The 11150-nt window shown below is 68.0% G+C and carries 9 protein-coding genes; 7 read left to right on the top strand and 2 right to left on the bottom strand.

The features are described 5' to 3' along the window. Positions 1–307 precede the first annotated feature (307 nt). The 6 genes from hisD (at position 308) to priA (ending at position 5687) form a co-directional block, all read left to right on the top strand. Positions 308–1702, top strand: coding sequence for a histidinol dehydrogenase (gene hisD / locus DSM100685_RS07350; RefSeq protein WP_163200835.1), 1395 nt, complete (start codon positions 308–310; stop codon positions 1700–1702). Further along, positions 1699–2856, top strand: coding sequence for a histidinol-phosphate transaminase (locus DSM100685_RS07345; protein WP_152350706.1), 1158 nt, complete (start codon positions 1699–1701; stop codon positions 2854–2856). The genes hisD and DSM100685_RS07345 overlap by 4 nt, the downstream gene beginning before the upstream one ends. Positions 2857–2930: 74 nt before the next feature. Further along, positions 2931–3533 carry an imidazoleglycerol-phosphate dehydratase HisB gene (gene hisB / locus DSM100685_RS07340; protein WP_152350705.1) on the top strand — a complete coding sequence of 201 codons (603 nt, stop codon included), beginning with the start codon at positions 2931–2933 and terminating at the stop codon, positions 3531–3533. After that, positions 3533–4204 carry a hypothetical protein gene (locus tag DSM100685_RS07335; protein ID WP_152350704.1) on the top strand — a complete coding sequence of 224 codons (672 nt, stop codon included), beginning with the start codon at positions 3533–3535 and terminating at the stop codon, positions 4202–4204. Before hisB ends, DSM100685_RS07335 begins: the two co-directional genes overlap by 1 nt. 57 nt (positions 4205–4261) lie before the next feature. Continuing rightward, positions 4262–4909, top strand: coding sequence for an imidazole glycerol phosphate synthase subunit HisH (gene hisH / locus DSM100685_RS07330; protein ID WP_152350703.1), 648 nt, complete (start codon positions 4262–4264; stop codon positions 4907–4909). A gap of 52 nt (positions 4910–4961) precedes the next feature. Further along, a complete protein-coding gene (gene priA / locus DSM100685_RS07325) occupies positions 4962–5687 on the top strand; it encodes a bifunctional 1-(5-phosphoribosyl)-5-((5-phosphoribosylamino)methylideneamino)imidazole-4-carboxamide isomerase/phosphoribosylanthranilate isomerase PriA (RefSeq protein ID WP_152350702.1) in 726 nt (241 codons plus the stop codon). A 393-nt stretch (positions 5688–6080) separates the two neighbouring features. Here priA and DSM100685_RS07320 read toward each other — a convergent pair whose 3' ends face one another. Continuing rightward, positions 6081–7565, bottom strand: coding sequence for a DUF2252 domain-containing protein (locus DSM100685_RS07320; protein ID WP_152350701.1), 1485 nt, complete (start codon positions 7563–7565; stop codon positions 6081–6083). 339 nt (positions 7566–7904) lie between these two features. Here DSM100685_RS07320 and glnA point away from each other — a divergent pair, with 339 nt between their 5' ends. After that, complete coding sequence (gene glnA, locus DSM100685_RS07315) at positions 7905–9242, top strand: type I glutamate--ammonia ligase (protein ID WP_152350700.1); 1338 nt, start codon at positions 7905–7907, stop codon at positions 9240–9242. 126 nt (positions 9243–9368) lie between these two features. Here the strand turns inward: glnA and DSM100685_RS07310 are convergent, their stop codons facing one another. Beyond that, entirely contained in the window at positions 9369–11144 is a 1776-nt protein-coding gene (locus tag DSM100685_RS07310; RefSeq protein ID WP_152350699.1) for a DUF5067 domain-containing protein, read from the bottom strand. Positions 11145–11150 lie beyond the last annotated feature (6 nt).

Here is an 11150-nt window from a genome sequence, read left to right as displayed (position 1 = left end):
CATCCCAACCCCGCCTGTTCTAGCGGAAATGCGGGCCCAAACGGACGAAATCCGGAATTCCAAGCGCCAAACCCCCGCAATACCGTCCGTTTGGCGCTTACAAGCGCGGATTTCGTCCTTTTCGGCCCGCAAAGTCGGAGAGCGTGCGCCGCCGCCGATGGGTCGCCGAGTTGCTAGGCCTCCGGGCCGCCGTTTCGGGGTCTCGGCGACGCCGCGGCATGCCCGCCGGGCCCCGACATCTCACGTTTTGGGTCAATGCCGGAATTTCCCGCGCTTTCGTCACATTGCGACCCTACACTTGACGGGTATGAGCGACAACTACATGCGAATCATTGACCTGAGGGGCAAGAGCCTCACCCGCGCCGAGCTGCTGGCGGCCATGCCGCGCGCCGACATGGGCACCTCCGAGGCGTCCGATCTGGTGCGCCCGATCCTCGAGGACGTGAAGGAACGCGGCGCCGCGGCCCTGCGCGACTTCGAGGAGAAGTTCGACCATGTGCGCCCCGAGCACCTGCGCGTGCCCGCCGAGGCGATGACCGCCGCGCTCGAAACCCTCGACCCGGAGGTGCGCGCCGCCATTGAGGAGTCGGTGCGCCGCGCCCGCGCCGTCGCCGCCAACCAGGTGCCGAAGGACTTCCACACCGATCTGGCCCCCGGCGCCCGCGTCGCCGAGCGTTGGATTCCCATCCAGCGCGTCGGCCTGTACGTGCCCGGCGGCAAGGCCGTCTACCCGTCCAGCGTGATCATGAACGCCGTGCCCGCGCAGGCGGCCGGCGTCGAGTCGCTGGCCATCGCCACCCCGCCCGCCCGCGACGGCTCCGGCCTGCCGAACCGCACCATCCTCGCCACCTGCGCCATCCTCGGCGTCACCGAGGTGTACGCGGTCGGCGGCGCCCAAGCCATCGCCATGTTCGCTTACGGCGCCAAGGGCTCCGAGCCGCAGGACGGCGACGTGCTGTGCGATCCGGTGGACAAGATCACCGGCCCGGGCAATATCTTCGTGGCCACCGCCAAGTCCCTCGTCTCCGGCTTCGTGGGTATCGACGCCGTCGCCGGCCCCACTGAGATCGGCATCATCGCGGACAGGACCGCCAACCCGAGCCTCGTGGCCGCCGACCTCATCGGCCAGGCCGAGCACGACGAGCTCGCCGGCTCCGTGCTGTTCACCGACTCCCCGGAGTTCGCCGACGCCGTGCAGGAGAACCTCAAGCTCCGCGTGCCGCGCACCGAGCATGCCGAGCGCGTCGCCACGTCCCTGTCCGGCAAGCAGTCCGCCATCGTGCTCACCGACGACCTCGGCCACTCCATCGACGCGGCCAACGCCTACGCCGCCGAGCACCTCGAGATCCAGACCGCCGACGCGGACGCCGTGGTGCCCCGCATCAAGAACGCCGGCGCCATCTTCCGCGGGCCCTACTCCCCGGTGCCGCTGGGCGACTACATGTCCGGCTCCAACCACGTGCTGCCCACCGGCGGCACCGCCCGCTTCGCCGCCGGCCTCGGCGTGCACACGTTCATGAAGCCGGTCGAGGTCATCGAATACGACGAGGAGGGCCTGAAGGCGCTCGCCGCGCGCATCAACGCGTTCGCCGTCTCCGAGGACCTGCCCGCCCACGGCGAGTGCGTGCTGTCCCGCTTCGTCAAGGACCCGTACGACAAGGCCACGCTGCGCGAGCAGGAGAAGGAAGCGGGTCTCAAATGAGCGCGATCCCCGCAAGCCTGCCGCTGCGCAACGACCTGATCGGCGAGGAGCCCTACGGCGCGCCCCAGCTCGACGTGCCCGTGTGCCTCAACGTCAACGAGAACCCGTACGCCCCCGAACCCGCCGTGTGCGACTCGATCGCGCGCCGGGTGCGCGAAATCGCGCCCACGCTGAACCGCTACCCGGACCGCGAGCACATCGAACTGCGCCGGGCGTTCTCCACGTACCTCGAGCGCGAATCCGGCGCGAAGCTGGACGTGGACGAGCTGTGGGGCGCGAACGGCTCCAACGAGATCATGCTCCAGCTCTTCCAGGCGTTCGGCGGACCGGGCCGCATCGCCCTCGGCTGCGACCCCACCTACTCCATGTACCCCGAGTACGCGCGCGACACGTTCACCGAGTGGAGGCTCGCGCACCGCAATCCCGACTTCACGCTGAACGTGGAACGCACCGTCGAGGCGATCCGCGAGGTGAAGCCGGCCATGGTGCTCATCACATCGCCGAACAACCCGACCGGCACGCCGCTGGACATGGCCGATCTGGAGCGTCTGCTCGCCGCGTGCGAGACCGCCTCCGTGGCCGGCGCCCCGGAGGGCGTGCATCCGGTGCTCGTGGTGGACGAGGCATACGTGGAATTCCGCAACCCCGGCACGCCCAGCGCCGTGACGCTCATCAAGGACCATCCGAACCTGGCGGTCAGCCGCACCATGAGCAAGGCGTTCGCGTTCGCCGGCGCCCGCGTGGGCTATCTGGCCGCGAACAGGGGCATCATCGACTGCGTGCGCATCGTGCGCATGCCGTACCACCTGTCCGCCGTCACTCAGGCCGCCGCCATCGCCGCGTTCGAGCACACCGACGAGCAGCTGAGCCGCGTGGCCCACCTGCGCGAGACCCGCGAGGCCACCGCCGCGTGGCTGCGCGAACAGACTTACAAGGGCGAGCCGCTCAAGGTGGCCGAGTCCGAGTCGAACTTCCTGCTGTTCGGCGGGAGCTTCGACGACCGCGACCGCATCTTCAAGGAGCTGCTGAAGCGCGGCGTGCTCATCCGCGTGGTCGGCCCGGACGGCTGGATGCGCGTGTGCATGGGCACCGACGAGGAGATGGCCCGCTTCCGCGAGGCGCTCGTCGAGGTGCTGCGGCTGGTCGAGGCGTAGATCGCGCCAAGCGCGCCAAAACGTACCGAAACGCGCCGGAACGCGAGCAAGAGGAAGAAGTAAGGAAGCATTTCATGGCAAGAACAGCGACGATCGTCCGCAAGACCAGCGAGTCCTCGGTCGAACTGAGCCTGAATCTGGACGGCACCGGCAAGACGGACATCGACACGTCCGTGCCGTTCTACAACCACATGATGACGGCCCTGGGCAAGCATTCGCTCATCGACCTGACCATCAAGGCGCACGGCGACACGGACATCGACGTGCACCACACCGTGGAGGACATCGCCATCGTGTTCGGCGAGGCCCTGAAGCAGGCGCTCGGCGACAAGCGCGGCATCCGCCGCTTCGCCGACGCCACCGTGCCGCTCGACGAGGCGCTCGCCAAGGCCGTGGTGGACATCTCCGGCCGCCCGTACTGCGTATGCAGCGGCGAACCCGCCGGATACGAGTTCTGCATGATGGGCGGGCACTTCACCGGCTCGCTCGTGCGCCACGTGATGGAGTCCATCGCCCTGCACGCCGGCATATGCCTGCACATGCAGGTGCTCGCCGGCCGCGACCCGCATCACATCGCCGAAGCCGAGTTCAAGGCGCTCGCCCGTGCCCTGCGCTTCGCCGTCGAGCCCGACCCGCGCATCGAGGGCCTCATCCCGAGCACGAAGGGAAGCCTGTGATGGCGGACGATTTCAAGGCGGACGACGACTTCAACCCCGACGACGCGCACTTCAGCGACGAGGAGCTGGAGGCCGCGCTCGCCGGATTCGAGAAGGAAGTCGCCGAGCAGGACGCGAAGGCCGCGGGCGGGACGGACGCCGCGGCCGGTCAGGGCGCAAACCCGGACGCCGAAGCCCCTGCGGACCCCGCCGCCAACTTCGACGACGAGCTCGAGGGCCTGATCGGCAACAAGGCGAAGGTCGCCGTGATCATCACGCGCCTCGCCTCCGCCGAGCTGCTCGCCGCGTTCTGCCAGCTGTCGGACATCTCCGCCGAATGCCTCGCCTCGCGCGAGGGCGCGGTCGCCGTGCTGGACAACCTCAACGGCGACGGGCCCGAAGCCGCCGCGAAGGACCTCACCACGGTCGTCGCCGGCATGGGCGTGGTGCTCGCCGTGAACCGCGCGGACAAGCTTGAGGCGCACCTGTACGTGCAGGGCAAGCCGGGGGAGGAGTTCGTGCCGCCCGTGCTGTTCGGCTCCACCGCGCCCTTCGTGGAGGACCTCATGCTCGGCATCGCCACGCTCGACGGCCTCAAGGCCCAGGGCGTCACCGCCGTGCCGAGCGGCAAGTACGACCGCGAGTCCGCGCTGCAGGTGATCGCCAAGCATACGCGGTCCGGGCGCGCGTAGCCCGTTCGTCCGTTCGTCTCGTTTCCAGAAAAGCTTTCGGAAAAGCCAAGGAGCAACATGGTCAAGATCGTCGTATTCGACTACGGATTCGGCAACGTCCGCTCGATGGTCCGCGCGCTCGCGAACCTCGGCGTGGACGCCACTCTCACGTCCGACTACCGTCAGGCGCTCGAAGCCGACGGTCTGGTGGTGCCCGGCGTCGGCGCGTTCAGCGCGTGCATGCAGGGCCTCAGGCAGGTGAGCGGCGACCGCGTGATCTACGACCGCATCCGCGCCGGCCGCCCGGTGCTCGGTGTGTGCGTGGGCCTGCAGGTGATGTTCGAGCTCGGCCTCGAGCACGGCGAGAACGCGCGGGGCCTCGGCCTGATCGGCGGCACCGTGGGCCCGCTGGACGCCCCGGTGGTGCCGCACATGGGCTGGGACACCGTCGAGGCCGCGCCGGGCAGCGTGCTGCTCAACGGCGTGGAGGGGGAGCGCTTCTACTTCGTGCACTCCTATGCGGCCATGGACGCCACGCCGGCGGATCTGAGCCGCGAGCAGATCGACCTCGGCGACGCCCCACAGCGCATCACGCGATGCGAGTACGGCAACAGCCGCTTCGTGGCCGCCTACGAGCGCGGCCCGGTGTTCGCCACGCAGTTCCACCCCGAAAAGTCGGCCGAGGCCGGCGCCCAGCTGCTGCGCAACTGGATCGCGGTGCTGTAATTCCCGCACCGTAAGCCGTTTGCGTTCACGTTTCCAAGGAAAGGACCACATCATGTCTCTCACCCTGCTTCCCGCCGTCGATGTGCGCGACGGCAAGGCCGTGCGTCTGCGCCAGGGCGAATCCGGCTCCGAAACCGACTACGGCTCGCCGCTCGAGGCCGCCCGCACGTGGGTGGAGTCCGGCGCCGAGTGGATCCACCTCGTGGATCTGGACGCCGCGTTCGGCACCGGCGACAACCGCGCGCAGCTCAAGGAGATCGTGCGCGAGCTCGGCGACAAGGTGAACATCGAGATGAGCGGCGGCGTGCGTGATGACGCTTCGCTCGACGCGGCCCTCGAAGCCGGCGCCGCCCGCGTGAACATCGGCACCGCCGCGCTGGAGAACCCCGACTGGACCGCCGAGGCGATCCGCAGGTACGGCGACCGCGTGGCCGTCGGCCTCGACGTGCGCGGCCACACGCTCGCGGCCCGCGGCTGGGTCAAGGAGGGCGGCGACCTGTTCGAGACCATGAAGTTCCTCGACTCCGTCGGCTGCTCGCGCTACGTGGTCACCGACGTGGCCCGCGACGGCATGATGAGCGGACCGAACCTCACGCTTCTCAGGGAGGTGGCCGAGCGCACCGACGCCAAGGTCACCGCGTCCGGCGGCATCGCCAAGCTGGACGACCTCAGGGCCATCCGCGAGCTCGCCGATCTGGGCGTCGACTCCGCCATCCTCGGCAAGTCGCTCTACGCCCGCGCGTTCACCCTCGAGGAGGCCCTCAAGGTCGCGGCCTGATTGTTCCGCGGTCCTCGATTGTTCCGCGGTCTGATTGCCTCGCGGTCCGGCTCGACACTCGATCCGCTCATTCCATTCGATTCGCTCATTCCGCAACGCGCCCGTCATATGTGGATCGAGCGAATTGAACGGATCGAGTACATGGAGACCCTTTTTCGTCGCTCACGCACTGGATTCGCTCATTCTGCGGCGTCTTCCGCGCACATTGAGCGGATCCAGTGCGCTGGAGCCCGTTTTTCTCCGCTCACGCATCCGATTCGCTCAATCCGCCGTGATCGGCGCGCAAAGTGAGCGAATCCAGTGCAAGGGCGAGCGTGCATTCGGCCGTCCGGCTGTCCAGCTGCCCAGTCGCCCGGCCGTTTGACCGTCCGGCCGTCCGGCGTTCGCGGGCGCTCACTTGGCGCAGGGCAGCTCGCCCTTCTTGATGAGCGACTTGAACACCGCGTAGTCGGCCTCGGTCTGGTCGGCGTAGCTCACCGCGAACGAGGCGATCGCCTGATCGAACTCGTCCGAACCGCCCAGATAGTTCGCGATCGCCGTGGAATCGCCGGTGCGCGCATGGGCGTGCGCCAGCGACCACGCGCACATGCGTCCCAGATCGGACAGCGCCAAATCGTTCAGATGATCGATGTCGATCGACCCCTTGCCGTTCCACAGCTGGCGCACGTAGTAGTCGCGCTTGTGCCCGTCCTCCGCCATGAACGACGACCAGCCGAGCAGCACGTCCGCCGTGGACTGGATCAGCTTCTGCCCCTGCACCACGCGCTCGCCGTGTGTGGCGTACGGGCTCGCGCCGCAGAACCGCTCGAGCACCGAGGCGGTGGCCTCCTTCATCTGCAGGATCAGCGGGTCGTCGATGTCTCGGCCCGTCAGGATCGCCACCCACGCGCGCTGGCCCACCGAGCCGACGCCCACCACCTTGCGGGCGGCGTCGTGGTAGCGGTAGTGCTCGAGCACGTGGCGGCGGTCGTCGTACAGGCTGCCCTTGTAGTTCTCGAGCAGCGTGTCGATGCGCGCGCGCAGGGCGTCCTTGTCCGCGTAGACCTTGAGGTCGTCGATCGGCACCAGCTCGGGCGGATTGCTGTTGAAGCGCAGACGGTCGCCCTCGTAGTGCGCGAGCTTGGCGGCCGCATGGTCGGAGTCCTTGAGCGCGGCCTTCATCGCCGCGGCCCGGAGCGTGCGGTTGCGCCGGCCGTCCTGCGTGCTCTCGTAGCGGTCGAGCGTGTGCTCCACGTCCAGATGGTCGTACCACGCCTCCAGATAGTCCATCTTGGAGAACTGGTCGATGCGGTTGCGGTACGTGTGCACGCAGCGGGCCACGGCCGCCCGGCGGGCCTTGGGCTTGATGCCGTTCGCTCGCCCGCACACCTCCACGCTCACCGCGAGGCGCTTGATGTCCCACTCCCATGGGCCGGTCGCCGTCTCATCGAAGTCGTTGATGTCGAACACCAGACGGGCCGAGGGGGAGCGGAAGATGCCGAAGTTGCCGATGTGCGCGTCGCCCACGCACTGCACCGGAATGCCGGTGACCGGGGTGCGCGCCAAATCGTTCGCCATGATGAGCGCCGTGCCGCGGTAGAACGTGAACGGGCTGACGCTCATGCGTGCGTAGCGCAGCGGGATGAGGTCGGGCACGCGCTGCGCCGACTGCTCCTCCAGCAGGCCGATCACGTCGCGCCGGCCCTCGCGCACCTGCCAGAGGGCGTGCTTCTCCAGCGGCGCCTTGGTGCGGGCCGCGATGCCCGCCTTGGCGCGGTCGCGCGGATCCTCCGCCTCCACCCACGAATGCACGTCGATCTGCGGGTATTCGCGCGGCGCCTCGGCGGCCAGCGTGCGCGGATCCCATGGCTTCTGGTTCTTGTCGCTCTTCTCGCTCATGCGTCCAAGCATACTTTCGCGCCCGCGCGGATGCCTCCCATTCGGTCCAACCTAGGCCCCGATGTCCGCAGATTGGACCGAATGGGCCTTTTCCGGGGGTTTGTGAGCGCTCACAATCGGTCGATCGGTCCAACCTGTGGCTGTAGGAGTGCAGGTTGGAACAAATGGGCGGCGGCAGTGGGCGATGGACGGCGGGCGGCGGATGGCGGGCGATAGGCGGATGGCGGCGGGCGGCGGATGGCGGATGACGAGCGCGACGGACGGTGACGGGCGAGCGTGGCGCGGCTCGGTGCGACATGTTAACGACGCATGAAATAATGTCATGCCACCATGGTCGGCATGGATAAACAGCAGGAGTTTGCTCTGCGCACGGTCGAGGAACGCGACGTGCGCTTTATTCGTCTGTGGTTCACCGACGTGTTGGGCACGCTGAAGTCCGTGGCGATCGCGCCGGCGGAGCTTGAGGCGGCATTCGAGGAGGGGCTCGGATTCGACGGATCGGCGATCGAGGGCATGACGCGCGTGTCCGAGGACGACATGATCGTCCAGCCGGACCCGTCCACCTTCCAGATCCTCCCGTGGCGCGGAGGCCCCCAGGGCACCGCCCGCATGTTCTGCGACGTGCTCACCCCGGAGGGCGAGCCGAGCCTCGGCGACCCGCGCCACGTCCTCAAGCGCGCGCTCGCCAAGGCCAAGGACAAGGGCTTCACGTTCTACGTGCACCCCGAGATCGAGTTCTACCTGTTCGAGAACCAGGACGACTGGTCGCAGGTGCCCAAGCCGATCGACGACGGCGGCTACTTCGACCACGTGCCGCGCAGCCCCGGCATGGACTTCCGCCGCGCCACCGTGAACCTGCTCGAGCAGATGGGCATCTCGGTGGAGTACTCGCACCACGAGGCGGGCCCCGGCCAGAACGAGATCGACCTGCGGTACGCGGACGCGCTCACCACGGCGGACAACATCATGACCTTCCGCACCGTGGTCAAGGAGATCTCCCTCGAGCGCGGCATCCACGCGAGCTTCATGCCCAAGCCGCTTGCGGACAAGCCCGGCTCCGGCATGCACACCCACCTGAGCCTGTTCGAGGGCGACGCCAACGCGTTCTACGAGGCCGGCCAGGAGTTCAACATGTCGCTCACGGCCCGCCAGTTCGCCGCCGGCATCCTGCACCACGCGGCGGAGATCACGGCCGTGTGCTGCCAGTACGTCAACTCGTACAAGCGCCTGTGGGGCGGCAACGAGGCGCCGAGCTACATCTGCTGGGGCCACAACAACCGTTCGGCCCTGCTGCGCATCCCGCAGTACAAGCCCGGCAAGGGCAACTCCGCCCGCATGGAGTTCCGCGCGCTCGACCCGGTCGCCAACCCGTACCTCGCCTACTCGCTGCTGCTCGCCGCTGGCCTCGACGGCATCGACAAGCAGATGGCGCTCGACGAGCCGACGAGCGACGACGTGTGGGAGCTCACCGATCCGGAGCGTCAGGCCATGGGCATCCAGCCGCTGCCGAGCTCGCTCGACGAGGCGCTCAAGATCATGGAGCGCTCCGACTTCGTGGCGGAGGTGCTCGGCGAGCACGCGTTCGAGTACTTCCTGCGCAACAAGCGTCAGGAGTGGGCCGAGTACAACAGCCAGGTCACGCCGTACGAGCTGAGCAAGTACCTGCGCAGGCTGTAAATTCCGCCGCTGCAACGCCAATGAGAAAGGCCGGGATCCGAATCGCATCGGATCCCGGCCTTCTCGCATGCGGGCGGGGACGGCGTGAGGGCCGCGTGCTGCGTCGTACGGACGTGGGCCGGAAGCTCACTGCCCCGGGTACTGGTCGGCGATGTCCAGCGTCTTGGACTCGTCCACCTTGTGCTCGGAGTCCCCGCCCTCCATCGTCAGCTCGACCTGCTTGGCGTTGGCGTCCGGCAGCTTGTAGACCAGCGTCGCCGTGTCCATCATGCCGGGCTTGACGTCGCGGCTCCACGAACGCTCGTCGTAACCGGGGATGGGGTTGTCGTCCTTGTCGTACAGATAGGTCTGCTTGAGGCTCTCGCTGCCCACGAACGCGGTGGGCTCGATGTAGTAGTTGAAGCCGAGCGGCCGGGACGTGCGGTTCACCCACGCGATGCGGACGGTCACGGTCGGGCTGCCGTCCGAATCGTTCCGGCTGCGGTAGGCGTCGAGGACCTTGGCGTACACGGTGCCGTGGTAGTTGACGAATTTGGTCATGTCCTCGAGGTCGCCGTCCGTCACCATGCCGTCGGTCTGCATGGGGTCCTCGATCTTCTGGGGCTGGACGGTCGCGCCGAGCGAGGATCCCTTGATGTCGAAGCGCTGCGCCAGCACGTCGTCGTACGAGCCGTCGGACAGCCACACCTCCACCGGCGCGCTCGTGTCGCGCAGCGCGTAGGCGACGGTCACGTCCTTGCCCGTGCCGGGCTTGAGTTTGGTCTGCTGGGATTCGCGGTCGTACGACTGCGGCGTCTGGTCGCCGTATTCCGGGTAGAGGTACGACTGCTTGATCTCGACGCCGCCTTGGAAGACCGTGGGACTGAAGACGTCCTCGAACGACACGTTGGTCGAGCTGGTGTTCGTCCACGAGTAGGTGACGATGATCGTGTCCCTGTTCTCGTTGAATTCGTCCTTCGGCCCCATCGTGGCGGAGACGATCTTGGCCGTGCCGCTCTGGTTGTCGTATCCGGTCAGGCTCAGCTCGCCGTCGTGGAAGTTGGGTTCGGGGTATTCCTCCGTGGCGTCGTCGGAGGAGTCCGACGATCCGGCGGAACTGGAATAGCTGTTATGCCAGCGTGACAGATAGCCGTCGTATGCCTGCCATCCCTGCACGCCGTTGAAGGCCATCAGCGCCGCGATGACCAGCGCCGCGATCGCGCGTCCCACGCCCTTGCGCCTGCGGTCGGTGCCGTATCGCAGCAGCCCGACGAAGGCGAGCACGGCGACCACTCCGGCGGCGAAGAATTTGGTCTGGTACTTCCATGAGCCTTCCGTGGCGCCGAGGAACACGAACGCGGCGACGAGCGCGGCCGTGGCCCAGCCGTTGCCGGGCGATGTCTTCGTTTCGGCCTGTTGCGCCTTGCTTCGTGCGGCTTGCGCGGCTCCATGGCCGGCGTGCCGTGCTCCGCCGTCCGGACGCTCCGGCTTGATCTGCCCCGCGTCGGACAGCTGTCGGTAGTCGAGTTGGTCATCGTCGTTCGCCGCGGTTGCCCCTGCATTGACGTCGGCGTCGGTTCCGGCGGTCTGCGAATACTGAACGGACTGCGTGTCCTGGCCGGTCTGTGGGCCGCCAACGGGCATCGGGCGCAGCGTCACCGGCGGCTGCGTGTGGCTTGCGGACGGGGAGGAAGCCCTCGCGGAGGACTGCGCTTTGGACCGCTGCGACTGCCGGGCCGCCTTCACCTGCGCCGCGTTGTGGTCGTCGCGCGCCTTCGCCTTTGCCTCCGCCTTGGCTTGCGCGCGGGTCTCGCGGTCCAGCGCCTTGGCCGGATCCACATACGCCTGCGTTTCGTCCGCGTCGAACGGGGACACGTATCCGTCGTGGTTCCGATCCCGTCCCGTGCCGTCGAACAGTCCCATCCCGGC

The organism is Bifidobacterium avesanii (assembly GCF_009299475.1).
GTDB classification, from domain to species: domain Bacteria; phylum Actinomycetota; class Actinomycetes; order Actinomycetales; family Bifidobacteriaceae; genus Bifidobacterium; species Bifidobacterium avesanii.
This window is presented reverse-complemented; position numbering and strand designations above follow the sequence as displayed.

Excerpts from the sequence above, each read along its gene's own strand:
- hisH (WP_152350703.1), top strand. The coding sequence starts at position 4,262 with ATGGTCAAGATCGTCGTATTCGACTACGGATTCGGCAACGTCCGCTCG.
- DSM100685_RS07335 (WP_152350704.1), top strand. The coding sequence starts at position 3,533 with ATGGCGGACGATTTCAAGGCGGACGACGACTTCAACCCCGACGACGCG.
- DSM100685_RS07345 (WP_152350706.1), top strand. The coding sequence starts at position 1,699 with ATGAGCGCGATCCCCGCAAGCCTGCCGCTGCGCAACGACCTGATCGGC.
- priA (WP_152350702.1), top strand. The coding sequence starts at position 4,962 with ATGTCTCTCACCCTGCTTCCCGCCGTCGATGTGCGCGACGGCAAGGCC.
- DSM100685_RS07320 (WP_152350701.1), bottom strand. The coding sequence starts at position 7,565 with ATGAGCGAGAAGAGCGACAAGAACCAGAAGCCATGGGATCCGCGCACG.
- glnA (WP_152350700.1), top strand. The coding sequence starts at position 7,905 with ATGGATAAACAGCAGGAGTTTGCTCTGCGCACGGTCGAGGAACGCGAC.
- hisD (WP_163200835.1), top strand. The coding sequence starts at position 308 with ATGAGCGACAACTACATGCGAATCATTGACCTGAGGGGCAAGAGCCTC.
- DSM100685_RS07310 (WP_152350699.1), bottom strand. The coding sequence starts at position 11,144 with ATGGGACTGTTCGACGGCACGGGACGGGATCGGAACCACGACGGATAC.
- hisB (WP_152350705.1), top strand. The coding sequence starts at position 2,931 with ATGGCAAGAACAGCGACGATCGTCCGCAAGACCAGCGAGTCCTCGGTC.